Source organism: Ignavibacteriales bacterium, assembly GCA_026390815.1.
Lineage (GTDB): Bacteria > Bacteroidota > Ignavibacteria > Ignavibacteriales > SURF-24 > JAPLFH01.
In genome coordinates this window covers 216,456-242,464 of sequence record JAPLFH010000006.1, presented here as the reverse complement: position 1 = coordinate 242,464, position 26,009 = coordinate 216,456, and the positions used below count along the sequence as shown (strand labels likewise).

General features: G+C 33.2%; 27 protein-coding genes. 5 read left to right on the top strand and 22 right to left on the bottom strand.

What is annotated here, in order from left to right; all coding sequences use genetic code 11:
* Positions 1-165: 165 nt before the first annotated feature.
* The 7 genes from frr to NTX22_02165 form a co-directional block, all read right to left on the bottom strand.
* Positions 166-720, bottom strand: coding sequence for a ribosome recycling factor (frr, locus tag NTX22_02195; protein MCX6149318.1), 555 nt, complete (start codon positions 718-720; stop codon positions 166-168).
* A gap of 42 nt (positions 721-762) precedes the next feature.
* Positions 763-1,482: a UMP kinase gene (gene pyrH, locus NTX22_02190; protein ID MCX6149317.1), complete on the bottom strand. Its 720-nt coding sequence runs from the start codon at positions 1,480-1,482 to the stop codon at positions 763-765.
* Between the two features lie 59 nt (positions 1,483-1,541).
* The gene (gene tsf / locus NTX22_02185) at positions 1,542-2,411 is read right to left on the bottom strand and encodes a translation elongation factor Ts (GenBank protein ID MCX6149316.1); all 870 of its coding nucleotides are present in this window, start codon (positions 2,409-2,411) and stop codon (positions 1,542-1,544) included.
* An 8-nt stretch (positions 2,412-2,419) separates the two neighbouring features.
* Positions 2,420-3,361 (bottom strand): 30S ribosomal protein S2, encoded by a 942-nt coding sequence (gene rpsB / locus NTX22_02180; protein ID MCX6149315.1) that lies wholly within the window; start codon positions 3,359-3,361, stop codon positions 2,420-2,422.
* A 115-nt stretch (positions 3,362-3,476) separates the two neighbouring features.
* Positions 3,477-3,863 carry a 30S ribosomal protein S9 gene (gene rpsI / locus NTX22_02175; protein ID MCX6149314.1) on the bottom strand — a complete coding sequence of 129 codons (387 nt, stop codon included), beginning with the start codon at positions 3,861-3,863 and terminating at the stop codon, positions 3,477-3,479.
* A gap of 15 nt (positions 3,864-3,878) precedes the next feature.
* Positions 3,879-4,304, bottom strand: a complete 426-nt coding sequence (gene rplM / locus NTX22_02170; GenBank protein ID MCX6149313.1) for a 50S ribosomal protein L13 — start codon at positions 4,302-4,304, stop codon at positions 3,879-3,881.
* A gap of 148 nt (positions 4,305-4,452) precedes the next feature.
* Positions 4,453-5,232, bottom strand: a complete 780-nt coding sequence (locus NTX22_02165; GenBank protein ID MCX6149312.1) for a hypothetical protein — start codon at positions 5,230-5,232, stop codon at positions 4,453-4,455.
* Positions 5,233-5,325: 93 nt separating this feature from the next.
* Here NTX22_02165 and NTX22_02160 point away from each other — a divergent pair, with 93 nt between their 5' ends.
* From NTX22_02160 to NTX22_02150, 3 genes are all read left to right on the top strand, one after another.
* Positions 5,326-6,363 (top strand): NAD-dependent epimerase/dehydratase family protein, encoded by a 1,038-nt coding sequence (locus tag NTX22_02160; GenBank protein ID MCX6149311.1) that lies wholly within the window; start codon positions 5,326-5,328, stop codon positions 6,361-6,363.
* A gap of 143 nt (positions 6,364-6,506) precedes the next feature.
* The gene (locus NTX22_02155) at positions 6,507-7,550 is read left to right on the top strand and encodes a deoxyhypusine synthase (protein MCX6149310.1); all 1,044 of its coding nucleotides are present in this window, start codon (positions 6,507-6,509) and stop codon (positions 7,548-7,550) included.
* Positions 7,551-7,864: 314 nt separating this feature from the next.
* A complete protein-coding gene (locus tag NTX22_02150) occupies positions 7,865-8,278 on the top strand; it encodes a hypothetical protein (GenBank protein MCX6149309.1) in 414 nt (137 codons plus the stop codon).
* Positions 8,279-8,412: 134 nt separating this feature from the next.
* Here NTX22_02150 and NTX22_02145 read toward each other — a convergent pair whose 3' ends face one another.
* From NTX22_02145 to NTX22_02080, 14 genes are all read right to left on the bottom strand, one after another.
* Positions 8,413-8,685 carry a T9SS type A sorting domain-containing protein gene (locus tag NTX22_02145; protein MCX6149308.1) on the bottom strand — a complete coding sequence of 91 codons (273 nt, stop codon included), beginning with the start codon at positions 8,683-8,685 and terminating at the stop codon, positions 8,413-8,415.
* Positions 8,686-8,720: 35 nt separating this feature from the next.
* Positions 8,721-8,975 (bottom strand): hypothetical protein, encoded by a 255-nt coding sequence (locus tag NTX22_02140; protein ID MCX6149307.1) that lies wholly within the window; start codon positions 8,973-8,975, stop codon positions 8,721-8,723.
* A 104-nt stretch (positions 8,976-9,079) separates the two neighbouring features.
* Positions 9,080-9,610 carry a hypothetical protein gene (locus NTX22_02135; GenBank protein ID MCX6149306.1) on the bottom strand — a complete coding sequence of 177 codons (531 nt, stop codon included), beginning with the start codon at positions 9,608-9,610 and terminating at the stop codon, positions 9,080-9,082.
* Between the two features lie 233 nt (positions 9,611-9,843).
* The gene (locus NTX22_02130; GenBank protein MCX6149305.1) at positions 9,844-10,743 is read right to left on the bottom strand and encodes a hypothetical protein; all 900 of its coding nucleotides are present in this window, start codon (positions 10,741-10,743) and stop codon (positions 9,844-9,846) included.
* A gap of 269 nt (positions 10,744-11,012) precedes the next feature.
* Positions 11,013-12,743, bottom strand: a complete 1,731-nt coding sequence (locus NTX22_02125; GenBank protein MCX6149304.1) for a glycosyl hydrolase family 18 protein — start codon at positions 12,741-12,743, stop codon at positions 11,013-11,015.
* 27 nt (positions 12,744-12,770) lie between these two features.
* Positions 12,771-13,715: a class A beta-lactamase-related serine hydrolase gene (locus NTX22_02120; GenBank protein MCX6149303.1), complete on the bottom strand. Its 945-nt coding sequence runs from the start codon at positions 13,713-13,715 to the stop codon at positions 12,771-12,773.
* Between the two features lie 18 nt (positions 13,716-13,733).
* Positions 13,734-14,183, bottom strand: a complete 450-nt coding sequence (locus tag NTX22_02115; GenBank protein MCX6149302.1) for an NYN domain-containing protein — start codon at positions 14,181-14,183, stop codon at positions 13,734-13,736.
* Between the two features lie 142 nt (positions 14,184-14,325).
* Entirely contained in the window at positions 14,326-16,929 is a 2,604-nt protein-coding gene (locus NTX22_02110; protein MCX6149301.1) for a putative LPS assembly protein LptD, read from the bottom strand.
* A 93-nt stretch (positions 16,930-17,022) separates the two neighbouring features.
* Positions 17,023-17,985 (bottom strand): ROK family protein, encoded by a 963-nt coding sequence (locus tag NTX22_02105; GenBank protein ID MCX6149300.1) that lies wholly within the window; start codon positions 17,983-17,985, stop codon positions 17,023-17,025.
* A gap of 42 nt (positions 17,986-18,027) precedes the next feature.
* Entirely contained in the window at positions 18,028-18,639 is a 612-nt protein-coding gene (locus tag NTX22_02100; protein MCX6149299.1) for a hypothetical protein, read from the bottom strand.
* A gap of 32 nt (positions 18,640-18,671) precedes the next feature.
* The gene (locus NTX22_02095) at positions 18,672-19,661 is read right to left on the bottom strand and encodes a Gfo/Idh/MocA family oxidoreductase (GenBank protein MCX6149298.1); all 990 of its coding nucleotides are present in this window, start codon (positions 19,659-19,661) and stop codon (positions 18,672-18,674) included.
* Between the two features lies 1 nt (position 19,662).
* Positions 19,663-20,907: a glycogen-binding domain-containing protein gene (locus tag NTX22_02090; protein ID MCX6149297.1), complete on the bottom strand. Its 1,245-nt coding sequence runs from the start codon at positions 20,905-20,907 to the stop codon at positions 19,663-19,665.
* Positions 20,900-21,139: a hypothetical protein gene (locus NTX22_02085; GenBank protein ID MCX6149296.1), complete on the bottom strand. Its 240-nt coding sequence runs from the start codon at positions 21,137-21,139 to the stop codon at positions 20,900-20,902. The genes NTX22_02090 and NTX22_02085 overlap by 8 nt, the downstream gene beginning before the upstream one ends.
* Positions 21,140-21,147: 8 nt before the next feature.
* Positions 21,148-21,861, bottom strand: coding sequence for a hypothetical protein (locus NTX22_02080; protein MCX6149295.1), 714 nt, complete (start codon positions 21,859-21,861; stop codon positions 21,148-21,150).
* On the opposite strand from NTX22_02080, the gene NTX22_02075 reads away from it, so the two are divergent.
* On the top strand, positions 21,862-21,999 hold the full coding sequence (locus NTX22_02075; protein MCX6149294.1) for a hypothetical protein: 138 nt from the start codon (positions 21,862-21,864) through the stop codon (positions 21,997-21,999).
* A gap of 146 nt (positions 22,000-22,145) precedes the next feature.
* Here the strand turns inward: NTX22_02075 and NTX22_02070 are convergent, their stop codons facing one another.
* Positions 22,146-23,051 (bottom strand): DUF4097 family beta strand repeat-containing protein, encoded by a 906-nt coding sequence (locus tag NTX22_02070; GenBank protein ID MCX6149293.1) that lies wholly within the window; start codon positions 23,049-23,051, stop codon positions 22,146-22,148.
* A gap of 369 nt (positions 23,052-23,420) precedes the next feature.
* Here NTX22_02070 and NTX22_02065 point away from each other — a divergent pair, with 369 nt between their 5' ends.
* Positions 23,421-26,000 carry a DUF3160 domain-containing protein gene (locus NTX22_02065; GenBank protein ID MCX6149292.1) on the top strand — a complete coding sequence of 860 codons (2,580 nt, stop codon included), beginning with the start codon at positions 23,421-23,423 and terminating at the stop codon, positions 25,998-26,000.
* Positions 26,001-26,009: the final 9 nt, after the last annotated feature.

The window sequence follows — 26,009 nt, the reverse complement described above, 5'->3', positions numbered from 1 at the left end:
TGAACAAGAATGGTTTTTAATATGGGAGGAAACTACAATATTTTATTGAAAATAAAAATAGGTAAATAAAATAAATACGGGTTGTGAATGGGTATTTGGCAAAATTAAAATGAAGATTGCAGATTGTTTTCAATTCAGCAATCCGCAACCTTCAATCATCAATGTCTAAACTTCCATTATTTCTTTTTCTTTATGCTTAATAATTTCATCGATGTTTGTAATATGATCATCGGTAAGTTTTTGAGTTTCCTTTTCTGCTTCTTTCAATTCATCTTCGGTAATTTTCTTTTCCTTTTCCTGCCTCTTCAGATGCTCGTTTGCATCTCTTCTAACGTTTCTAATAGCAATCTTAGCATCTTCTCCCATCTTCTTAATTAATTTTACCATATCTTTTCTTCTTTCTTCGGTTAGGGCAGGTATGGGAATTTTAATATTTGTACCATCACTAAGAGGATTTAAACCTAGATCAGCACTAAGGATTGCCTTATCAATTATTGGCACTAAGGTTTTATCCCATGGAGTAATTGCAAGTGTATGAACATCAAGCACAGATAGGTTACCAACCTGTTTTAGCGGAGTTGGAGTTCCATAATAATCTACCTTTATTCCATCAAGCAAAGCCGTTGTTGCTTTACCTGTTCGTATCTTGGCAATTTCACCCCGGAAAGCTTCAATTGATTTATCCATTCTATGGCTCGCATCTTTAATACTTGGATTCATTTAAACCTCTATATAGTTTATGAATTAATTGATTCCTGTATTTTAGAAATTCCCAACTTTAGTTCCATTATTTTCTCCCATTACTAACTTTAATAAGTTGTCGGGTTTATTCATATTGAAAACTACAATTGGAAGATTATTTTCTTGGCAAAGACTGATTGCTGTTAAATCCATTATTCCTAATCGTTTTTTTAAAACATCCAAATAAGGAATCTGATCATACTTTATTGCGTTTGGATTTTTTTCCGGATCTGAATCAAATATACCATCTACGCGGGTTCCTTTTAAAATAACTTCTGCTTCAATTTCAACTGCTCTTAAAGCTGCTGCGGTATCCGTACTAAAATATGGATGTCCGGTTCCTGCACCAAAGATTACTATTCTTCCTTTTTCAAGATGTCTGATAGCTCGGCGTCTTATGTATGGTTCTGCTATCTCTTCCATATGAATTGCACTTAAAAGTCTGGTAAACATTTCTTTGTGTTCGCAGGCGTTTTGCAAAGCAAGTGAATTTATAACAGTTGCAATCATTCCCATTTGATCACCTGTTACTCGGTCTATACCCTGTTCGCCAGCATTTAGCCCTCTATAAATGTTCCCGCCTCCAATTACAATCCCAACCTGCACGCCAATCTGGTGAACTTTTTTTATTTCAGTTGAATAAAAATCGAGGACATCCGGATCAATCCCGTGTCCGCGTTTACCCATCAATGATTCACCACTGAGTTTTAGAAGAAGTCGTTTATATTTTAGTTGTGTCATAATTTGGCTTTCAAATTAATAAAAAAAAAGGTCTTGTTGAAAGACCTTTTTTAAAAAATTTATTTTTTCTCGTCACTAAGATGATACCTGTGGAAGAGAACCAGCTTTGCGTTGGAAGAATATTTTTTGTTGAATTCCTTAAACAGATCACTGATTGTTTTGGTGTTATCCTTAATAAATGCCTGCTCGAATAAGCAATTTTCCTGGTAGTATTTATTTAGTTTTCCAACAGCTATTTTCTCAAGTAATTGTTCTGGCTTACCTTCTTTTCTAGATAGCTCTTTATAAATGTCAATTTCTTTATCAATAACATCTTTTGGAACTTCTTCCCGGTAAACAAAAAATGGTTTCATTGCGGCAACTTGCATTGCAACATCTTTTTCGATGTTATGCATTTCATCAAGTCCCTCATTAGCAATTTCATCTACGCGTACTAAAACACCAAGTTTAGAACCATGATGAATGTAATCAACTAAAGCTCCATTCTTAGAATTTTCAATTATGAATCTGGAAACAGCGATCTTCTCCCCAATCTTTCCAATTAAACTTTCCAATTCCTGATTAATCACTTTTCCATTCTGAGTTAATGCAAGTAATTCTTCAACATTTTTTGGTTGATGGTTAATAATTGCTTCAAGAGCTAAATTTGCAAAATGAATAAAGTCATCGCTTTTAGCAACGAAATCAGTTTCGCAATTTACTTCAACCATATAAGCAGTTTTTTTATCTTCTGAAATATTGGTAAGTACAATTCCTTCATTAGTAGTTCTTTCTGCTCTTTTTGTAGCAACAGCAGCGCCTTTTTTTCGTAAGACATCAATCGCTTTATCAAAATCACCATCAGCTTCGGTAAGGGCTTTTTTACAGTCCATCATACCTGCGCCAGTTTTATCTCTTAATAATTTTACTTGTTCTGCACTAATCGCCATAATCAACCTTATTTTTTTTCTGTTTCTTTATTTTCTGCTTTATCCTGAGCTGCTTTATCCTGAGCTGCTTTATCCTGAGCTGCTTTTTCCTGAGCTGCTTTTTCCTGAGCTGCTTTTTCCAGGGCAGATTGTTCAATTGCTTTTTGAGCTAATTCTTTAGCTTGTACTTTTTTTGCAGCTCTTGCTTCTTTTACTAATTTTTCTTCATCATCCCGTTCTTTTTTTTGTCTTTCTTTTTCAGCAACTTCCAGGGCGCGCACTTCTTTTGCTCTTCCTAAACCATCAACAACAGCATCAGCCATTACTTTAGAAATTACATCAATTGTTTTTACCGCATCATCATTTGCAGGAACAATATAATCAATCAAATCAGGATCGCAGTTAGTATCTACAATCGCAAAGACAGGAATATTAAGACGTTTTGCTTCTGCAACTGCAATAGATTCTTTTTTAATATCAACTATAAACAAAGCACCTGGAAGTTTTGTCATTGTTTCTACGCCATCCAGAACTTTTCTTAGTTTATCTTTTTCTCTTGTAAGGAACAATCTTTCTTTCTTAGTAATCTTTTCGAATGTTCCATCATTTTCCATTTTATCGATATTGGTTAATCGCTTTACACTTTTGCGTATAGTGGAAAAGTTAGTAAGCATTCCGCCTAACCATCTTTCACTAACCCAGTTCTGTTCACAGCGTTTAGCTTCAACTGAAATAATATGTTTAGCTTGCTTCTTCGTTCCAACAAATAAAACTCTTTTTCCTTCAGCAACAACATCGGATAATTTCTGTGCAGCATCAGTTAAAAGTGTTTTTGTTTTTTTAAGATCGATGATGTGAATCCCATTTTTCTCCATAAAAATATATGGTTTCATCTTAGGATTCCAACGACGTGTTAAGTGCCCAAAATGAGCACCCGCTTCAATAAGTTCGGTGAGTTCTAGTTTTTTCATTTTTCTTTCCTGTTTTGCTTCTACTTTTTTCAACTTTACCTTAAACCATAGCTGCATTTAGTTACACTACGGCACAGCCGGTAAATCCAAAAGTATGAATGTTAATAAATAAGTTTTATCTCTTAGAGAATTGGAATCTTTTTCTCGCTTTAGGTCTTCCGTATTTCTTTCTTTCAACCATACGAGGATCTCTTGTTAAATAACCTTCAGATTTCAAATTTGTTCTGAAATCAGGATTGCTATCTTCCAATGCACGGGCAATACCTAATCTAATTGCTTGAGATTGACCAGTGTATCCTCCACCTCTCACATTTACAATTACATCATATTTGCCAAAGGTATCTGTTACTCTTAATGGAGAAATAATGTCATCCCGATGAGTTTGTAAGGGAAAAGCTTGTTCAAATTCTCTATCGTTTATAATAAATTTTCCATCGCCTGCTCTAAGTATTACACGAGCTACAGAACTTTTTCTTCTACCAACAAAAATTTTATCTATCATTAAATTAACTCTCCGTTAAATACTTAATAATTCTGGTTTCTGGGCTTCGTGTGGATGAGTTTCGCCAGAATATACTTTTAATTTTTTAATAAGTTTTTTCCCTAATCTGCTTTTAGGTAACATACCTTTAACGGCATGTTCTATAACAAATTGTGGATTTGAACCAACAAGGTTGGAAAAGCTTCTTATTTTTCCACCACCTGGGTAACCAGAATAATGGAAATAAGTTTTTAGTGTTGGTCGTTTTCCAGTTAACTGGATCTTATCAGCATTTATAATAATCACATAATCACCAGTATCGGCATTAGGTGTAAATATAACTTTCTCTTTTCCTCTAATTACTCTGGCTACTTTTGCAGCCAATCTTCCAAGAACCTGATCCTTAGCATCAACAATAAACCAATTCTTGTTAGCATCTTCGGTTCTAATAAACCTTGTCATTTTCTCTTGCTTCACGAAAATATCCTCCGGAATCAAATGTTTTTAATAAAAAAGTCCTTAAAATTAACGCCAACAAGGCAGAAAGTCAAGAAATATAATTACTGGAAAATCTGATATGTTGAAATGGATGCAATAATACGGTTTACGATTAAAACAAAAAGGAATTCCCAAACTGAAAAGAATCTACCATCGCAAAGAAAATTGGTTGAAATTTCTTAAAATTTTCTCGTCCATTCATTATAAGTTTAATAATAAAGTCCTTTTCATCATTTGTTTTGATGTAAATTTGCTGTGTTATTTGCGTTTCCATTTCTTCTGGTTCATTATAAAAACCCTCGAATGTTTTGAATTTGTGGGTAAATTTATATCTCGTTGGATTGAACATATATTTATCTACAACTTCGATATGAATGTATGGTGGAGGATCAAAGGAATTGTCTGTAGACCAAAAAGTTATTCCATCTAACTTGCTTTTCCGTTGCTGATCGATATAGATCCAGCCAACAGGGTATTTCAATCGAACATTGAGTGTATGTTCTTTATAAACCTGCTCAAGATTTGTAGAATCTAAACCTGCAGATTCAATATTTGAAAAATATGAAGTTGGTGAATTATTTTCCTGTGACTCTGTTTTTTCACCAGATTTAAGATTATCATCAGTTGCATGATCGACTCTAACTACCTCTTTATTATTTTGCTGTTTTAAATATGTTCCTTTCAAAGTATTTACAACCACATATCCGGATTGCACCAAATCTTTATCAGTTAGTTTAAAGATTATTATAGCTATTACCACACACAAAAGATGCAATAATAGCGAGCATGCTATACTTCCAACCGCTATTTTATATTCTATTTTTTTTTCTAAAGTATAATCCACAGTATCCGCAAAATTCTTTACCAAAAAATTATGGTATTGTAACTGCATTTTCAATTAACAAATTATTTCAATTTTCTTATTTATTTCTGTTGTAGAACTATTTTAGTTATTTTTACCACAAATCTTTTAAGCGAGGGATTAATGAATTTTCTTATTACAGGTGGTGCGGGATTTTTAGGCATCAATCTTATTCGTTTTCTTCTAAATGAAGGGCATAAGATTACATCTTTGGATATTGCGGAATTTGATTATAAAGATGTTAAGAATAAAGTTTCAATAATTATTGGAGATATTCGCGATCCAAACGTTGTTGGCAATGTTATGAAGAATATTGATATTGTTATACATACTGCAGCGGCTTTACCACTTTATACAAAGGAAGAAATATTTTCTACCGATGTTACAGGAACAAGAATTCTTTTGGAAGCGGCTGAAAAATATAGGATTAAAAGATTCGTTCATATTTCATCAACCGCAGTTTACGGAATCCCCAATCATCATCCACTTTACGAAAATGATAAACTTGATGGTGTGGGTTATTATGGTCAAGCCAAAATACAGGCTGAAGAAGTTTGTTTGGAATTCCGAAAGAAAGGAATGTGTGTACCAATCTTAAGACCCAAGTCATTCATAGGTCCAGAACGTCTTGGTGTATTTGCATTGTTTTATGATTGGGCAAATGAAAAACATGGTTTTCCAATGATTGGCAGCGGAAAGAATCGCTACCAGCTTTTAGATGTTGAAGATTTATGCAGAGCAACCTATTTGTGTTGCACTCTTGATGAAAAAACTGTGAACGATACTTTCAACGTTGGTGCAAAACAATTCACAACAATGAAAGAAGACTACCAGGCAGTACTTGATTACGCTGGCTTTGGCAAAAAGATTAAACCGCTTCCTGAAAAGCCGATCATAATTACTTTAAGATTATTGGAAGCATTGAAACTCTCCCCTCTTTATAAATGGGTTTATGAAACTGCTTCCAAAGATTCATTCGTATCGATTGAAAAAGCTGAGAAGATTCTTGGTTATAAACCAAAGTACTCCAACAAAGATGCATTGATTCGAAATTACAAATGGTATTTGGATAATCTAGACTCGTTCAAAAACCAATCAGGTATTTCTCATCGCGTTCCGTGGAAGCAAGGAATTTTAAAATTGGCGAAGAAGGTATTTTAATGTAGAATTAAAAATTTATAATGTATAATGAAGGAAACAGAAATTAATATTTGTGATTGGAAACTAATAACTTATTTCTTTGTTCTTTCATCATTTGTTTTTTTATATTTTGAACAGAAAATTAAAATTGGAGTGAAATAAAAATGGCTGACAAAAAAGAATTATTAAAAGAAATTATTCAACACATAGACATAAAGAGTTATAATGTTGTTCCTTTTGTGGATGCTATGGAAAAAATGGCTTTTACTGCAAGAGATTTGAATCGTGCAGCTAAGATTTATGAAAGAATGTTGATCGATAAAGATTGCACAGTTATTCTTACGCTTGCTGGAAGTTTATTCAGTGCAGGATTAAAGAAAGTCGTTTACGATCTTATAACAAATAATATGGTTGATGCAATAGTTTCCACCGGCGCCATAATGGTTGATCAGGATTTTTTTGAAGCCCTCGGTTTCAAACATTACATCGGTACACCATTTAGCGATGATAACCAACTTCGCGATCTTCATATTGATAGAATTTATGATACATTCATTGATGAAGATGAATTAAGAATTTGCGATGAAACTACTGCAAAAATTCTGGATACATTAGAACAGCGCCCATATTCGTCCAGAGAACTTCTTTGGGAGTTTGGAAAATATTTAGAGATGAACGGTGGACCTAAAGTTGATGACAGCGTTGTTTATACAGCTTATAAAAAGAATGTCCCGATCTTTGTTCCTGCTTTCTCAGATTGTTCAGCAGGTTTTGGATTTGTAATGCATCAAACCAAAAATCCGGATAAACATGTTTCAATCGATTCTGCAAAAGATTTTCTTGAACTTACTCAAATTAAATTACATTCAAAGGAAACCGGAATCTTTATGATCGGTGGTGGTGTACCTAAAAACTTTACACAGGATATTGTTGTTGCGGCGGACCTGCTTCAGGATGATGCACCGATGCACAAGTACGCCATCCAAATTACAGTTGCAGATGTTAGAGATGGAGCCCTTTCCTCTTCAACATTAAAAGAAGCCAGTTCGTGGGGAAAAGTAGAAACTACCTTTGAGCAGATGGTTTATTCCGAGGCTACGATTGCTATGCCGCTTGTGGCAGGGTATGCTTACCACAAAGGTGTCTGGAAAAATCGCAAGGCTAAGGAATTGCAAAAATTATTTTTGAAGCAAACTACACAAGTGTAAAATTATTAATGTAGAATGTAGAATGTAGAATGTAGAATGTAGAATGTAGAATGTAGAATGTAGAATGTAGAATGTAGAATGAAAAATATTGTGTATTTAGTGATATGCAAGAAAAATATATTCAACAATGCCAGATACGTTAGCACACTTAGCAGTAAATGGAATTACAACACGGACATTTATTAAAAAAGCAGATTTCTTGTGGATCTATTTAGGCGCAATTATACCTGATATTCCATGGTTGTTCCAGAGAGCAGTTCATATCATTTTACCGAATATAAATTTCTACAATTTTAGATTATACTGCATAGCACTTGCTTATTTGGACTTCTATTTATTTACTTCTTCCATTCTTCTTTGTTAATTCTATTGAATCAGCAGATAATCATTACGTAAAAACATTGCGCAATTATGATAATCGAGTTGGTAAATACATTGAACTTGACAGGGCTTATATTCAAGACTCTGATAAACAATCTGAGATAATCACGTTTGCCAATGAAAGAATAGAAATATTTAACAAAGATTTCAGGCAATCAGGTATAATTTCCGTTCAAGGAAGATTTATTACTTCTAATATGATTCAAATAAAAAATTATCATATGCATTCTGAAATAAGGGATATTACTTCATACCTGGGATTATTTTTGGTGAGCCTTCTCATTATTATTACACTACGAAAAGAACAGAACACACAATCAAGAAGAGAGTGGAGAAATAATGTTTAAATTGGAAAGTTACTTTTAAAGTAATGAATTTATTTACAATCTCAATTTTCTAAAACTCAGCTTTAACTATATCTCTTTGTTTGGTTTACTTGGAGCGTATTTACAATTGAAACTGTTTAAAATAATATTCTAACCTACTTGGCAACTACCATTTTTTTAATTTCAGTAAAATTGCCTGCCTTTAACCTGTACAAATATACACCTGAGGTTAATTCAGTTGTTGTTAAAACAACAGATTGAAATCCGGCAGGCATGAGTTCATTTAATATGGTCTTCACTTCACTACCAAGTATATCAAATAATTTCAACTCCACATTTTGCTCTGTTGGTAATTTAAAATCTTGAAACAAATTTTTCACTTTCAATATTTGCAACAATGGAAATAATACATCCGATAGAATAAACATCACCCCGTTTCCACATCTCTACCATAATTTGCCTTCTAATAATCTAACTCGTGTTGAATACTCCAGCCGTTGTCAATTGGTACATAAAATTGTAAGCCTAAATTAGGTCCGGATTTAATATCATAATCATGTTTATCTCTCAATTTTATTCCACCTTTAATAGAAATTCCATATTGTTTTTCTGTTAAAGTGATTTTAACTGTATCTACGGAATTATGTGGTCGTTGACATATTTTGGAAATAAAGACTATCAGAGTCATTATTAAAGTGTTTTTGTGGAATTTCACCATAAGTAAAGTAGCTCGTTAATAATACCATAAGTGTAATAAGTTTACCAATATTTTTATTCATTTTGAATGTACATCTTGTTTAAGTGCTATCAGGATAGGAAAATTTATTGACTAAATTTAATTCCAAACGTAATTATTAAAGGTGTAGTTAAAATTTTTCCTCCACCATCTGCTATACCCGAGAGTACTCTTGCATCGCTGTTTATAGTATATGAGGGTGTTACCCTATATTCTAAACCTATTCCATAGTGTATGGAAAAAATTGGAGGATATAAATATGAAGCAATTCCTGCCCCACTTTGTAAATACAGATTTAGAGGAAAGTCATAATTTGTTTTATATTTTGCTGATATTGCTAACCTACCGACCCATCTTCTTTCGTGTCCTTGATGATCAAAAATGTTCCACAAGAATACTTCAAAAGGCAATGACCAATTATAGCTTAATGGTACCTCAACCAATAATCCAGCAAGTGGATTTATATCTTTTACTTTTTCATTTTTTAACTGCAATCCCCCAGCGATACCAATTTGGCTGTACCTAATCGAATCTTTCTGACCAAAATTATTCTGTGCGAATACACTATTTACAATAAAAAGCATTATAAGTGTAGTTGCATAAATTTTATTTTTCATAATTTCCATCTCAAACTAAAATAAATTTACTTCAGGAGTTATCTCCTGACGTGGGAAACAAAAAATAAGCGACCCTATTACTATCATAAAAAATAATTGTAATTGATAAACAATTTTAACCATTTTATTCCTGTCAAGAAAATTATTCGCTATTAACGAACTGACAGGACAGAAACATACTATAAAATATTTCTTATTGTTTTTATTTTGATAATAGTTGCTTTAATGAAACTCTATTTTTTTTTGATCACTTCATTTTTATCAATTACTTTTTTTACGAACTTGCTAATCTTTGATTGAAATTTTTCTGAGTGGTAAAAATTCTTATAGTACGTTTTATAACACGAAACGGCATAATAAGTCAAGGGTGCATTAGGGAATCGTTTTAATAAATTCCATAGTATTTTCTCTGGAATGTCATTAAATTTTTCTATATGATAAGCATCGATGAGGTTATTATAAACAGATAAAAAATAATTTGTATTAGGAAATTCATCAATAATATTAATATATTCCTTTCGTAAGTTTTTAACTTCTTCCTCGTATTTATAAATCAATTCGTCTTTTTTTCGTAATTCATTAAGTTTATTTAATACTGTAATATCTTGGGAATTTTTTGGTTTAACGACCGAAAATGTTACAATATCAGAACAAAATTCTTTTCTTTGCAAACTTTTATTTAAGTCCAAATACATATAATTATATTTTATTTTAACAGAATATTTCCCTTGTAAAAATGAATAGGGTTCGAATCGATTGATTACAATCTTCCCAAATTTTTCATTTCCATACCAAGATGATAAATTTATCTTTTCATATATGCTTTCCCCTGAAGGTAATTTAAAAAAAGTATTTGTAGATAATGAATGTCCACCAGCGTTTAAAGTAGGCAGAAGTATTTTTCCATTTTCATCTAATACTATTATATCAATCCTTGTATCCTCTCTACCTAAAATATTTCCTTCAATTAAGCATTCTTCATTTCCGGTATTTCTTAATTCCATTAAAAATTCTACCTGTTCATATCTTAAAAATGTTTTCTTGTCGAATAATAATTTTAATGATAACTCTTGAGCAAGAATTAAATTACTCATTACTATTATTGCACTTAATAATTTTATAAAGCTATTCATTTTAATTCTCCTAATAATTTCAATTTCCGTAACATCAGGAATTATATCCTGAGGTGGAAAACAAAAAATTAAAGATTCAATTACTATTATAAATAATCGTAATTGATAAACTATTTTAATCCTTTTTTATTCATGTCAAGATCATAAGTTCTGAAAGGACAGGAATAATATTGAAATCTGAAAGGAAGTCTGAAGTTCTGAACTCTTCAGTTATTGAATCGCCAGGTATTAAAATTTTGATTTAATACTTTTGCATAAGTTAAATTTTCCTATCGTACTAACATCATCTTTTTTACTTCATTAAAATTCTTAGATGAAAGTTTATAGAAATATACTCCGGTGGTTAATTTACTTCCATCAATATTAAATCTATGAAAACCTGAATTCATCATTCCCTCATAAAGATTTTCAACATCGTTTCCTAAAAGATCAAAAACTTTGATTGAAATAAATTCATCTGTTGGCAATTGAAAATCTATTCTTGTAGCTGGATTGAAAGGATTTGGAAAGTTTTGCGATAGATAGAATTTAAACGGAGTTAATTCAACTTCAATTATATCTGAGTAATTATAGCTTCCATTTGTATCGATTTGTTTTAACCTGTAATTAACTTTTTTTGAATTTACATCACTAATATCATTATAAAAAACATAGTTTGAAGGTTCAGTAGTAGTTCCGTGTCCGTTTATAAATCCTACTTTTTCCCAAGCCGGTTCTTCTTCAGCTATTGTTCTCAGAATTTCAAATCCCATATTATTTGTTTCAGTAGCGGTGGTCCAACTCAATTTTATTTTGGTTTCGTTTTGAATAGCTGAAAAAGAAGTGAACTCAACTGGAACTTCAGAGTAAAATCGATTTCGTAAAAGATCCCAAAGTTCCTGGCGAGTTCCATCATAACCAAGCGCCCACATTCCAACACCTTTAAGGCTTTTAGAAATTGCCTGATCATATTTTAATCCAAGACTCTGATCATCATCGTACCATTTCTGGTGCCACGTACTGCTTTGTTGATATCGATACCATGGCACCTGGTAAGAACTCTGCCAGATTCTACCATAGGTTAAAGAATTTAAATAATCATCCTTAAACCTGGTTGAACTTATAAAACTTATAACAGTTGAATTAGCTGCGCTTGTTTGTGTTGTCCAATGATCACCATAATATGGAATTCCTAAAATCAATTTACCGGGATTAGAGGCAACCACATTTCCATATCCCCAGCTTGTTGAAGTTAATGAGTTACCGACATTATAAGTTCCACCGCTTAAAGGTGAACTTGGACCGGTAGTAGTACTCCAACTACCATTAAAATCGTAGCCCATTATAAATATATAATCACAGGAATTTGCTAATCCAACAAAATCCCATCCACTCCAATTTACAACTGGTCCATCAAAAGAAACTTCTTTACCAGGTAAATTTGTGTGAACATAATTTGTTAAATCAGCCATAAATCCATTCATCAAACTACCACGGTCTGCGGTGTATGGTCCCTCAAAGTCGATATTGACACCATCAAGATTATAAGTTTGTATCTTTGTTTTTATATTAGCAAAAAATGTGTTTTTAACTGTTGTATTAGTAAGAATTGTTCTGATACCATCTTTATTAAAATTTGTTATTGCCATTATAATTTTAACACCATTGGTGTGGGCAGTATTTATAACATCAGTCCAGGGCCATCCGGAAGGATTGCTGATAACTCCACTGCTGCTAACGGCAAAATCGAAAGCAGCTATGTGTGTAAGAAGATCATATCTCAAATTAAATTTAGCGGTTGGGTATTCCCAATCAGGTAGAAATCCAAACACAGATTTATTCAACGATGTTGTACTTTTTATTACCAAAGGTATTATCTCTTCTCTACTTTCATCAACCGAAACAATTGGTTTTTCTTTTTGACCGAATTGTTCTTTATCTCTTTGATGAACAGAAATATGTTCCTGTGAATATGAAAATTGATTAACAAGTAAAACAAAAAGGAATAAAAATCTCAACATTAAAACCTCGAAAATGGCAGATATAAACTACAATTTTTTATTTGTTATATAGTCGTAAATTTCTTTGGAAACATTAGCAAGAACTTTTATCGCTTCGCTATTGCTTTCAAGATTCTTTGTTAAAAGCACAAGCACATATTTTTCACCGTCAGGGAGAATTATTATTCCTGAATCATGCTGAACTCCATCGACTGATCCAGTCTTATGCGCAACTTTTATATTACCTGGAAGATGGGCAGGAATAACTTCATTAAATTTTTGGTCAGCTAAAATTTTTATCATTTCTCTACAAGCTTCGGCGGAAATTATTTCACTATTTGCAATCTTTTCAAAAATGATCAATAGGTCCAGGGCAGTTGTTGTATTGTTCATTCCAAGGTCGTAAGCCTTCATATCTTCAACTCCACGCATTACCTTAATTTTATTTGCTCCGAGTTGACGCATTGTTTTGGAAACATTTTTAGCTTCAACTAATTCTATTAAAATGTTGGTCGCTAAGTTGCTGCTAACAGTTATCATATCATAAACCAGATCGTAAATAGACATTTTTCCGCCAATCGATTTATAAAGAGATTCACCACCATCTCTATCAATATCTAATTTAAAAGAACTTCCATCCGCCAGGCTTTTGAATTCATTTTTAACAAGGATGGAATCAGTTAATTTAAGTTTCCCTTCAGCTGCCTGCTTAAATACTTCAATCATAACCGGGGTTTTCATTGTACTTGCTGCATGAAAATTTTCATTTTCATTTATAAAGATAACATCAGAAGTATCTACCAAACTTTTAAAAGCCACGGCATAATCACCTTTAATATTTTTTAGCTGGGATTCTATTTTTTCTTTTAATTGTTTGATTGTTAAATTTTCCATTTGAGCAGAAGAATAATTGTTTAATGATAAAATTATAATTATAAACAGCAGCAAGATTCCGGACAATTTCCGGTGATAAAAATAACTAAAGAAATTCATTCTTTTTCCCTTTAATTCTTATACACCAAATAATTTTTTAATTTCGTTGTTGTCTATAGATCTTTCACGATCCTCTTCATCATCAAGATTCTTATGAGCAGAAATTTCAGCAGCAAATTTTTCGGATTTAATAGTTTCGCATCCGCACACACTGGCAAATTGGATTAGATTATTGTCTGAACTAATCATAACTATCTGTCTTGGATTTTTGGAATTCCCAATTTGATTTTTAATTACATCATCTGCGGTTTTTTTTTGTGAATAAATTATTTTTGATTTAGTGGAACGAATTAAGAGATTTTCATAACCGTCATAAAAGAGTAATACTTTAGCATTTTTCCCGGTGAAATAATTGTCAATCATAAAAGCAAGTTTTTCGCGGACACCCTGCCTGTCCTTTGATTGCAAGTCCATCAATGATCTTATTTTGCCAATTAAATTATTGCCATCTATCAGGTACGTTTTCATATAGTTGTATGTCTTCTGTTATCTGTTTTAAATCAACGGTTTATTCAAGACATCGATTGTTAAATTGTTTAGTTGTCGAAATCAAAATCAATTTTGCAATATTGCAATTTTATAATTTTGTAATTTTCAATCATCATTCGTTTCAATATCCAACTCCCTGGAATTGCCCTCGTCTTCGGGTTACTTTAATATCCTGCAATTGCGGTGCTTTAATTCTTATCTCAAATCGGTAACCACGATAAGTGCCAAGAGGATTCCATGTTATTTTCAATTCCCAGCAGTGTAAATCCTTGTAAATATTTATTTGGGGAGCCTGAAATTCCTTTCTGAAAATATCATAGTAAGCAGATAGAGAAAGTTTCCAGGACTTTGTAAGATTTGTATTCAAATTAAGGTTTACATTGGAACTTTTTGTATGTCCAATATTATCAAATCTATAATTATAACTAAGAGAAACATCCCACGGAATTTCAAAATCAGGATCTTCTTCATTGTAAATACCGGAATAATTACTTTGCTTATTTGTCACCTCATTCTCTTCCAGTTTCTTTTTTTCTTCCTTTGTTTCCTTGCTCTTTAATTTTTCACCTGATAGTGAAGCAGATATTGAGAAGTCGAAGTTAGTTAGCTTTAACAATCCTTTTTTTTCATTAATTAAGAATTTATTAATTTTTTGCAAAGAACCGTTTTTATTCAGTGCATAATCATAAAATGAATAAGTAGAACCACCAGAAAAATTCAGAAAATCTGCTACCTGTGTGCGGTATCCTAAATGTAAATCCGAAAGCCTCATACTATCAGCCGCAAAATTATATCCAACAGAAGCATCAAAATTAAGGAGTTGGATTTTTTTAGCTTCGGAAGTTGTATCAGTCGGATCTTTCTTGGTTTTCATTTCAAAAATATTCCCGACAGAAAAACTTAAACTTTGGGATTCGCCTTCACCCGGTCCGGTAAAAACTTCCTTTTCAAATTTGCTATATTTTATTTGCTTTCCGTTTGTGTCTTTGTAGCTATCGTAGTATCCCCATTTTGGTTTGGAAAAATCGGGCGTATAATTGTAAGAAATTGAAGGTGTAATTGTATGTCTTAAAGCATCAATTCCTAACGCATTTGGTTGAATAATCCCATACAATCTTGTTGATGCCGAAATACTAAAATCGAAATCACGAACCATATTAATTTCATTAATATCTTTAGAGATCACATCATTTTTATATCCTGTAATTACATTTGCGGAATTATAAATCGGAACCGGACCAATCGATTTTTCAATTCGTTTGTTATACCATCTTTCTGTGTAAGAAACTCTAGGTGATATATTGATGTAGCCAATCTTGGGAGAAACGCTAATGCCAACATCGTGCTGAATACCGCCCCTGATATTTAAATTACCGGCAGTTTTATTTCTTCTGTTCAAAAACCGTCCTGAGTATGAATATCCTAATAGTTCATACCATTTTTGATCTGATGCATCAACTTTTCCTTTCCGTTTAAAAGGGTATGATTGAGAAAGAGTAAAAGTAAGATTTGGTAATATTTCATCTATTTGTCCAGTTGAAAGATATTGGTTTCTGCTGTAACTTAGGGACAAACTGTTACCAGATTCTTCCCAAGTTTTAAAAAGTGTTGCGCTAGAGACAATATTCTGGGTTAGCAGATCGTCATAGTTAATACTGTTATTATTGATAAAATTTTTCGAGGACATAAAAGTCAAATGTGCATCCAGTCGCATAGTTGGATCGATTACCTGGTTATGGTTTATAGATAAACTCCAATCTCTTTGTGTCTTATAACCCGGGTCCCCGGTTTCACCGAAATGAAGATTTTTATAACCTGCATCAATACTTCCACTCAATGAGTAACGTTTTGCATATCTGAATCTGCTATTTAAACTGAAGCCACCTTTGAAGAAGTAATCCATAGTACCGTTCAAATCCATGTAATCGCTCATTGCCCAAAAGTAACCAAGGTGTGTAAGATACCAACCTTGCTTTTCACTTTGGCCATAAGCTGGTGCAATTATGCCGGAGCGTCTGCCGGATTGAGTAGGAAACGCTCCGAAAGGAAGTGGAATTGGTAAAGGAACACCTCCGATGTATAGCCAAATCCATTTAGCAATAATCTGTTCTTTCATAATAACTTTCATTTCGCTTGCGTAAAAATTATAATGAGGAGTATCATCTGTGCAAGTTGTATACATTCCATTCTGAACAAAGTATGTTTCCTTATCCATTTTTTTTACTTTAGAACCGCCGTAATACGTTCCTTCGGATTTAGTCTTAGCAAGAGAAATAAATCCCTGTTGTGTTTTGAAGTTGTAAGTTAGATTAGTTCCTTCATAGGTTTCACTTGCTTCAGTAAGCACCGGCGTGCCCATTAGTTTTTTCCCGGATTTATCGGCGGTATCAGGCACTCCTGAAGCAGCAATTTGATTTGTTTGAAAATTAACAATGATGTTTGCACTTTTCAGATCAGTTTGTTTGTACTTCATTTCACCATTGCCATAAAGCTCCATCTTCTTTTCTTTCACTTTGAAGATAAGGGAATCTGAAGCTGTTGCGTTGATAACCGCATTTACATCAAACTGTTTCTTTTTTCTTTTAGTGGAATCGGAAACTGCAAGCGAATCTTTTTGAAGGTTGTTAAAGGAAACGGAATCAGGTTTAACAAAAATAGAATCAGGCTTCTGAGCGAGAATTAAACCTGGGAGCAGAATTGTGATATATAATATTACTTTTATCATTTCAGAAGTCAGACGATAGAAGTCAGAAGTCAGAAGTCAGAAGTTAAAAATTGCTTTATTCTTACTCCTGTCTCCTTACTCCTGATTTCTGTATTACGATTTATAAAACACCAATGCAGAAGCGCCCTTTATTCCGGCTTCATTTTTTAATTTTGCAGGATAAATCTTTACTCTATCCTTAAAACATTTTAATGTCCTTTCCTTTGTTGTTTTTTCAACTGAATCGAATAATATTTTACCGAAGCCGGCAACACCACCACCGATAATTATTGTACTTATATCTAAAATATTAATTACTGTTGCCAAGGCATAACCAAGGTATTTACCGGTATCAAAAATTATCGATTTAGCAAATTCATCTCCGGAAACCGCAGCATCGTTAATAATTTTTGGTGTAAGGTGATTCAAATTATTATCGAGCAATTCAAATATTTTAGATTCAGGATGATCCGGCAATTCCCTTGATACCCGTTCTATCATATAATTGTTTCCAATATAAGCTTCAACACAGCCCACACCGCCACAATTACAAGGTTTGCCATCATACGCAATAGTAATATGTCCAATTTCCCCGGCTGCACCAGTTTCACCACGATACAATTTGCGATTCATTATAATTCCACCACCAACACCGGTGCCTAATGTAATCATTATGAAATCAGAGAAACCTTTGCCGGCGCCAAAAATTAATTCGCCAATTGCCGCAGCGTTTGCATCATTTTCAACAACAGTTTTAATGTCATATTCTTTTTCAATAATTTTTCCAAGATGCACTTTCTTCCAGTTGCTCAAGTTTGGCGGATTTTCAACTGTGCCTTTCTTTATCGAAACAACACCGGGCGACCCGATTCCAATTCCAACAATTTCTTTTTTATAATCCTCCAGTAAAAGATCAATCCCTTTTTTAATTTGATGAATGACAATATCCGGTCCGCCATCTGCTAATGTATCTAAAGATACTTTTTTAAGAATTTTCCCTTCCTTAGAAACTACTCCAACTTTAATTGAAGTACCGCCAAGATCAACTCCGATTGCATATTTATTTGGCTTAGCCATAAATCGTCCTAAAATATTAGTAAATATTTCTAAGTTTACTTTTCATCTATACTCGTACGATACAATAGTCAACTCTCCCGGATATGTGATATTACCTATCTGTGTAGCAATAGTTGGTTGAGCAATTAATTTTACATTCGTTGGTGATCCGCTTTGCCCACCAAGTTTTAGAGCAATGTTAATTAATTTTTCATATCCACCATCTCCAAAGAATTGGAACAAATCAAGCTGCATTTGTAAAGGAATAATTGCTTTTTGATTACCACCCGGAACATTAACAGAAGAGCCAATGTTGCCAACAATTGTTTGTTTATCATCAATGATCAATCGCCAGGGAAAGTTAGTTAACGAAACTGCAGAATTTCCTGTTGATTGATTTGAATTTGGATTCATAGCTTCTACATTTAGAGTAAAGGTAACCGGAATTTTTTTATTGGCGAATGCCGCCGATAATCTTAATAAATCTATTGCAGTAAAATCGCTTAGTTTTGATTTATTAGTTATGCTTATTCCATTTATCTGAAAATTTCCGACAGCGCCTAATTTGAATTTCAGATTTGCAAGATCTCTTATTGCATTGAATACTGAACAACTGGTAAAACCAATTGCAAGCATTAGAACTGCGCATATCAGAGTAAACTTATTTTTATTCATAGTATCACATTTATCCGGCTAACTTCAACTAATCAATTAATTTTTGATTTTTCTATTTCCATTATAATTGTTTCTGCAACCTTTAAAGCTTTCAATCCATCTGCACCGGTAACAATTGGTTTCTCCTTCTTGTTGATCGAATCAACAAATAGCTGCAGTTCATACTGAAGAGCATTAACTTCTTTCAATTCCGGCTGTTCATAAATAACTAATTTTTTCTTATCACCAATTCCCATTTCTCCAAAGGAAACGAATGGTTCTTTCAACTGTTCATCGGGAGAAGCAAGCCTGTAAACTTCCGAAGCACCAGTTGTAAAATCGAGAGAGATGTAAGTATCCTTCTGGAACATTCGCATCTTCCGCATTTTCTTTTGAGAAATTCTGGATGCAGTTACATTTGCCACAGCGCCGTTTTCAAATTCAATTCTTGCATTTGCAATATCAATATTATCCGAAACTACAGCAACACCACTCGCGTGAATTTTTCTAACATCACTTTTAACCAGACTTAAAATAATATCGATATCGTGAATCATCAAATCCAATACAACAGCAACATCGGTACCGCGTGGATTAAATTGAGCAAGTCTGTCAGTCTGAATGAATTTTGGATCCAGTTGATATTTTTCAAGCGAAAGCAAAGCAGGATTGAATCTTTCAATGTGTCCCACCTGTAGATTTAAACTTTTTTGAGATGAAATCAGAACAAGTTCCTCAGCTTCTTCAATTGTGGCAGTAATTGGTTTCTCTACAAAAACATGTTTGTCTGCTTCCAATGATTTCTTTGCAAGTTCATAATGAGCGCTGGTTGTTGCAACTATCGAAACAGCATCAACCGCATTTAATAAGTCATCAAGTTTCTCAAAAACCTTCACATCAAATTCTTTTCCACAAGCATTTGCCATTTCTAAATCTTTATCAAATATTCCAACAAGCTGGCAGCCGGTAACTTCCTTAAAAAGTTTTGTATGAAGTCTGCCTAAATGACCTGTACCAATAATTCCAATTTTCAAATTCGACATTTTAATTACTCATAATTTGTTGATAGCCAATTATTCTGTCATAACCACCTTTATCAGGTTCAGAATACCAAAGGAAGATGCTGTAATAATTTTTTGTATTCCAGTTATTTCCTTCCAGAATATACCAATCAATATTGCTTATCTTCCCATCATTTAGATCTGCAGTTACATACTGATAATCATAAATCCCACGCTTAATCTGAACTGTGGTTGTAAATAGACCACCACTATTTTGCATTTCATATTCAGGAAGCACCTGCCAGTTATTAAAAGAACCAACGAGAAATATTTTACTGTTTATTTCTGCAGGTGGTCTTAATCGAAAAGTAACATCAAGATAAGTTGCAAATTGATCACTATATTTTGCAACCAGGGAACCACCGTGCAAATCTTTCCCGGGCGAAACAAAGAATCGTGAAGTTTCCACTCCATCAAATTGCGCGTACACTTGCTTTGCCATATTGATTGTTGTATTTCTTAAATCAACCTGTCGATAAGAATTCCCGGGTCTTATTTCCTTAGACATAAAACTAAATTTATTGCTGCCGTTCCAATAATATGCACGTAAATCGCTGTTGCCTTTTCTATCAACATAATACGGATATTCAATTTTCTGGTTTTCAATTATCTCAATTCCCTGTACATTAGAAGGAAAATAGTTTTCTGGTAAATTCAATTCAAGATCCAATTGAAAAATTCTTCCAAGATCAGTTGGAAAGTAAATTTTTTCAAGTGTTTCATTTTTAATTTTAGCAGAAACTTCGATGAGATTGTTTACAACAATAAATTTTCCCACTGCATAAACTTTTGAAGTATCATTGGATTCAGTTACATAAAATTTCCATTTGCCAGAGAATGGGAAATCTACACTACTTCTATCGTTTGGAAAACTACCCTTGTAATGAAAATCAACTTCTTTAATTTGCGGGGGCAAAACTTCATAAAACATTTGATGTTGAAAAACTGTGTTGTACCCTGTATTGGAAAGAAATAAATTATTATAAGGATTCCAATCTCTATCGCAAAACTTAAAAATGATATTAAACATCGGTTCACCAACTGATTTAACGTCAAATTCAATTGTTAATGAATTTTTCTGACCATCTATGATCGGTATTGAATCTTGGGAACTGCCGGCATAGACTTTTAAAGATTTGATTTCAGTTTGTGCTTCTATTGAAAACAGATTCAAAATAAAAAATAGAGAAGTTAAAAATAAATTCAGAATGAGTTTATTCTTATACATAGTAAATCTCAACACACTTTATAGATAAATGTGATACAAATATTTTAACAGTTTGATTTTCTCTGGTGGTTTCTAAAAGAAGTCCTTCATCGTAAACGCCGATAAGTTTACCGGTTTTGAAAACAATTTCGTAAAGTGGTGATTCAGTTTTGATGTCGTAAACCATTCCGTAGTTTTCCTTCATAGTAATGTTTATGGTTTTGCCAAGGAATTCATTCCAATCTAATTTCATTTTATTTCCTATAATAATTTTTTAATAGCTTCTTTAAACTTTTCTCTGTCATCGCAATTATAATATTGTTGAATTGATTTTTCTGCAACTGCTTTTTCATCAGCATAAATATAATTTACAAAAAGAGCGGCAATAACAGATTTTAATAGCGAAGTGGAATTGCATCCTGTTCCTTTACTTTTGTAAAACTGATCGATAAAGTCAATATACTTTTCATTTTCAGCAATGAAAAAATCATAAAGTTGGTCATTCACAATTGCTAATTCAAAACCTACAAACCCCCAGCAAACCAAAGGCGAATAAATTGTTTCCATTTCCGATGTATTAAGAGAATCAAAATCCGGACTTCCGGTTATTAAAATCACTTCATTCAATTCATCAGAAAAAGAATAGTAAGGTTCTTTTAAGCCAGAATAGATTGAATCAATTAAATAAAACGTATCAACCGTGTTATATAAAAAAGTTGAATAGAAACTTTTTCCCTGGCGTATTGTGAAATCATTCACTAAAAACTCAACCGCCCCATCATTATCCATATCCACTACAAATCCTTTCGGATGGGAAAATATTTTTTCAAATACGATATTACGTTCAAGATTTTCAACTAAGAGATTAGCTCCGGATAGCTTTATAATAAAACTTTCTGTGGAAAATAAATTATCCTGCGCAGACGATTTATCCAATAATAAAAATGCGATAAAAACTAAAAGGAATCTTTTCATATGTTGGAATCAAAAGTATTCAAAAAAGGAGATTTTTACAAGGATAAAGGATTAGTGGAAAGAAAATCAAAGGAAGGAATGGATCATTTTTTTTACAATTTGAAGAGTAATTATTACACGGTAAGCAGCAATGGTTGAGGGATAATGCAAAATGGGAAAGGGATAAGGGAAATGGGGGAAAAGGAATTCAACTTAAAAGCAAGATGAAAATATACAACCACCACCAAGAATCCTGGAAACATTGAGACCAAATCATCTCAATGTTTCCAAATCCCTGATTGGAATTATTTTGTAACTTTTATGTCGCCACCGGTTGTTGAACATTCCATTGAAGGTCCACCACCGTTAATTTCTCCCCTGATTCTAGATGCAGTTATTTTACCTTTGCTTGTAATTGGTAAATCGCAAGTAACATCACCGCCAGTAGTTGAAAGATCTGCATTTGCTGAGAAATCGGATTGAACTTTAACGTAGATATCGCCACCGGTTGTACTTAAATCAATTCCTTTATTCACTGCTAAATAAGTAAGGTTAATATCACCTCCGGAAGTTGAAGCATTTACCTTACCATTTTGTCCTTCCAAAACAATATCTCCACCGGAAGTGGAAACAGACAAATCGCCATCAAATTTTTTAGCATGGATATCGCCACCGGAAGTAGAGAGATCTAATTTTCCCTTGCTCATTTCAATTGTAATATCACCACCAGAAGTTGATGAATGGACCACTCCTTCAGAGTTTTTAACAAAAATATCACCTCCGGATGTTTCAAAGTTAATAGTACCTTTAATATCGTAAATCTTAATATCGCCGCCGGCAGTTGAAATATTAGCGTTATAGTTTGCTGGTAACTTAACCTCATATTTAACATAAACATTGTTCCAATTAAACCAGCTAAACCAGGAATCACGCTTCCCTTCAATGGTAACTCCATTATTGTCTTTATCAAACCTGAATTTCATTTTATCGTGTGCTTTTTTGTTACCACTTATTTTAACATAAACTTCCGGTTTATCCCATGTAGAAATATAAACATCTCCGCTGCTGGTATTTAGCTTAAAGGATTTACCCATTTCCGTTTGAAAAGTTTTTTCGTGGATTACTCTTACATCATCTGCATATACTGAAGCTACCGTAATAAAAATAAATGATAGAAGCAGAAGAACTTTGAAAATTGTTTTGGATTGCATATTAAACCTCTTTTATTCTGTTCTTTAGACGCCGGGAATATTTATTTGGTTACAAAACTATGATAATTTTTCTAATTCAATTTATATTGAAATAAAATTTCGGGAAAAAAGCCACAGGATATACTACACCAGAAACTAAAATCAAATAATACAAAAGTCGATTTACATTATTAAATAAGTTACCTTACACAAAATTGTCATTCTGAACGGAGTGAAGAATCTCGACACCTCGATTTCAAACTGTTTTGAGATATTTCGCTCCGCTCAATATGACAATTACAATTCTTTGCGTAAGGTAATTTAATAATATTCTTGATTTAACTAATCTTATTTTATAGATTACAGCCAGATAAAAATAGGAGGTCAGTTATGAAACTCCGGGGTTACATTGTTTCCACTTTAATGTTTGCTTTCTTTAATGTTTTGGTAAATGCTCAAGCAGGAACTTTTGATGTTCAATCATATAAGCAATTTCTTGAAAGCCACCAGAATATGAATTCAGAAATGCTGCTTAATCTTCATCCTGCCGGTGTTTTTAAAGGAGATCTAAAACTTCAACTGAAAGATGCTGCCTACTTCGATTCGATCAGCATTAAGTATAACCTTACCGAACAGGAAAAATCATTGATTCAAAAAAATGGTTTTATGGTTAGTGAAAGACTTTCCCATAATACATTTGGCGATGCCTTTTTTGATATATACCAGAAAGATTTGCCAGTATATGTTTCAACCGATGCAATTCTTCATGCATTTCATCGATCATATGATAGAATTTTGAAAGATGTTGAACTTGGATTTCTGATCCTTAAACTTGAAAACCTTCTTACCCAAATGCATAGCCAACTTCCGTCACTTGAAGCTACATATTCTAACAATCCTGCAATGGAACAAAAGCTAAAAGATGTAGATGTGTATTTGACGGTTCCATTAAAACTTTTAACTGGTACAGCTACACCGTATTATTCAAGTAATAACAATGTAATAAATGAGATCATGAGTTTAATTGAAAAGGAAAAACCTGCAGACTATGCAATTTTTTCCAATTCATGCCGAACGATTGATTTCAGTCAGTTCAAACCACGCGGTCATTATGTTGATGAACATCTTCCACAGCTTGCAAAATATTTTAGAACAATGATGTGGCTGGGACGAATTGAAATTTATTTATCAGCATCGCGATCGTTTCCATTTCCCTGTCCCACCCCAACCTTTGAGGATATACAACGACAAATAATTGATGCGGTTTTAATTTCTGAACTTTTCGAACAGTCAAATGTTTCTTCAATTTATGATGACATAGAAAATGTTCTTGAGTTCTTTATTGGTCATCCGGATAATGTAACGCTGCCGAATGTTCAATACTTGAAACAGGCTATTCAAATAACCAGTGCGGCGCAACTTCTTAATTCACTTAAGCTGCAGCAATTTGAAGACACACTTAAAGTTCAGTCGTTTGCCAATCAATTGATCCTGTCTCAAATACTTTACAGCGATCCAATGTCGCCTGATAGCATAATTCCGGCATCAGCATTTTTGTTATTCGGGCAAAGATTTGTAATTGATTCATACGTTACCGGAAGCGTTGTATATGATAGAATCAAATATAATGGTGAAAAGATTTGCCGGTTATTCCCCTCCACTCTCGATCCAATGTTTGCGCTCGGAAATGATGCTGCTGCCCAACTGCTTAAACCGGAATTAGATGGTTATCATTATTCATCAAACCTGGCGGCACTGCGGTATTTAATTGATTCCTACGGATCAGATTTCTGGAACGGAACAATTTATAACTCGTGGCTAAATCTTATCAAGCAGCTTAATCCTCCCGAAACCAGGAACAATCTTCCTGCATTCATGCAAACAGCGGCATACTGGCAGAAACTGTTAAATACACAGCTTGCATCTTGGACTCAACTGAGGCACGATAATCTTCTTTATGCAAAACAATCATATACCGGCAGTAGCTTTTGCTCTTATCCATACGCGTTTGTTGAACCATTCCCGGAATTTTTTGAAAGTTTTAAATTGCTATCTCAAATTTCCAAAGAAAAATTTGAAGTTTTAAATTTCTCACCCTCTTACTTAAAAGACAAAATAATAGCCTACTTTAGCGATCTTAAAAATATTACTGATACGCTTATATCGATAACTCATAAAGAAATTTCTTCAACTCCTTTACTTGAAAGTGAAATTTTCTTTCTGAAGAAATTGATTTATACAAATGTACACGAAAGTGGTGCTCCGCCGTTTGGTGGATGGTATGCAAAGCTTTTTTATGATGATCCTGAAGGTTGGGATGGTTTACTAAAGATGGACTTTATTGTTGCGGATATACACACTGTTCCAACAGATTGTTCTGGTGACGATCTTGGAGCAGTTGTTCATGTGGGAACTGGTCCGATAAATCTTGGTGTGTACTTGATCGATATGCCGGATAATAAAACTGTTGCATTCGTTGGACCACATTTAAGTTATTATGAATACACATCAACAAATTTTTTACGGTTAACGGATCAGGAATGGGAAGAAACATATTTAAAGACCTCGCTGCGTCCTTCGTGGGTAAATTTATATTTAGCAGATGAATCAGGCAGTTCAAGAGGTGATGGATTACAATTAATAACTGGAGTTGAAAAAAATGGAAGCACAACACCATTACCGGAAACATTGCTGCTTGCACAGAACTATCCTAATCCATTTAACTCAACAACTATTATTAGATTTACAATTCCAACAAAGCTAAGCAGCCAGAATGTAAAGCTAAACATTTTTGATTTGAACGGTGAATTAGTAAAACAGTTACTGAATGAAAATCTTCCCGCTGGAAATTATCTGACACGATGGAATGGTACAGACAATAATAGCAGAGACGTAACCAGCGGAGTATATTTCTACAACTTAACCGTTGGAGGAAATCAAATATCCGGAAAGATGAGTTTGATAAAATAAATTTCTAAG

Bases quoted from the DNA above. Each gene is read 5' to 3' on its own strand.
- NTX22_02070 (MCX6149293.1), bottom strand. From the start codon at position 23,051: ATGCAATCCAAAACAATTTTCAAAGTTCTTCTGCTTCTATCATTTATT.
- NTX22_02145 (MCX6149308.1), bottom strand. From the start codon at position 8,685: ATGTTTATTCTATCGGATGTATTATTTCCATTGTTGCAAATATTGAAA.
- NTX22_02135 (MCX6149306.1), bottom strand. From the start codon at position 9,610: ATGAAAAATAAAATTTATGCAACTACACTTATAATGCTTTTTATTGTA.
- NTX22_02115 (MCX6149302.1), bottom strand. From the start codon at position 14,183: ATGAAAACGTACCTGATAGATGGCAATAATTTAATTGGCAAAATAAGA.
- NTX22_02085 (MCX6149296.1), bottom strand. From the start codon at position 21,139: ATGAAATTAGATTGGAATGAATTCCTTGGCAAAACCATAAACATTACT.
- NTX22_02110 (MCX6149301.1), bottom strand. From the start codon at position 16,929: ATGATAAAAGTAATATTATATATCACAATTCTGCTCCCAGGTTTAATT.
- NTX22_02065 (MCX6149292.1), top strand. From the start codon at position 23,421: ATGAAACTCCGGGGTTACATTGTTTCCACTTTAATGTTTGCTTTCTTT.
- NTX22_02090 (MCX6149297.1), bottom strand. From the start codon at position 20,907: ATGTATAAGAATAAACTCATTCTGAATTTATTTTTAACTTCTCTATTT.
- NTX22_02160 (MCX6149311.1), top strand. From the start codon at position 5,326: ATGAATTTTCTTATTACAGGTGGTGCGGGATTTTTAGGCATCAATCTT.
- rpsB (MCX6149315.1), bottom strand. From the start codon at position 3,361: ATGAAAAAACTAGAACTCACCGAACTTATTGAAGCGGGTGCTCATTTT.
- tsf (MCX6149316.1), bottom strand. From the start codon at position 2,411: ATGGCGATTAGTGCAGAACAAGTAAAATTATTAAGAGATAAAACTGGC.
- NTX22_02105 (MCX6149300.1), bottom strand. From the start codon at position 17,985: ATGGCTAAGCCAAATAAATATGCAATCGGAGTTGATCTTGGCGGTACT.
- NTX22_02100 (MCX6149299.1), bottom strand. From the start codon at position 18,639: ATGAATAAAAATAAGTTTACTCTGATATGCGCAGTTCTAATGCTTGCA.
- NTX22_02080 (MCX6149295.1), bottom strand. From the start codon at position 21,861: ATGAAAAGATTCCTTTTAGTTTTTATCGCATTTTTATTATTGGATAAA.
- NTX22_02125 (MCX6149304.1), bottom strand. From the start codon at position 12,743: ATGTTGAGATTTTTATTCCTTTTTGTTTTACTTGTTAATCAATTTTCA.
- NTX22_02120 (MCX6149303.1), bottom strand. From the start codon at position 13,715: ATGAATTTCTTTAGTTATTTTTATCACCGGAAATTGTCCGGAATCTTG.
- NTX22_02165 (MCX6149312.1), bottom strand. From the start codon at position 5,232: ATGCAGTTACAATACCATAATTTTTTGGTAAAGAATTTTGCGGATACT.
- NTX22_02075 (MCX6149294.1), top strand. From the start codon at position 21,862: ATGTTGGAATCAAAAGTATTCAAAAAAGGAGATTTTTACAAGGATAAA.
- frr (MCX6149318.1), bottom strand. From the start codon at position 720: ATGAATCCAAGTATTAAAGATGCGAGCCATAGAATGGATAAATCAATT.
- rpsI (MCX6149314.1), bottom strand. From the start codon at position 3,863: ATGATAGATAAAATTTTTGTTGGTAGAAGAAAAAGTTCTGTAGCTCGT.
- rplM (MCX6149313.1), bottom strand. From the start codon at position 4,304: ATGACAAGGTTTATTAGAACCGAAGATGCTAACAAGAATTGGTTTATT.
- NTX22_02130 (MCX6149305.1), bottom strand. From the start codon at position 10,743: ATGAATAGCTTTATAAAATTATTAAGTGCAATAATAGTAATGAGTAAT.
- pyrH (MCX6149317.1), bottom strand. From the start codon at position 1,482: ATGACACAACTAAAATATAAACGACTTCTTCTAAAACTCAGTGGTGAA.
- NTX22_02140 (MCX6149307.1), bottom strand. From the start codon at position 8,975: ATGGTGAAATTCCACAAAAACACTTTAATAATGACTCTGATAGTCTTT.
- NTX22_02155 (MCX6149310.1), top strand. From the start codon at position 6,507: ATGGCTGACAAAAAAGAATTATTAAAAGAAATTATTCAACACATAGAC.
- NTX22_02095 (MCX6149298.1), bottom strand. From the start codon at position 19,661: ATGTCGAATTTGAAAATTGGAATTATTGGTACAGGTCATTTAGGCAGA.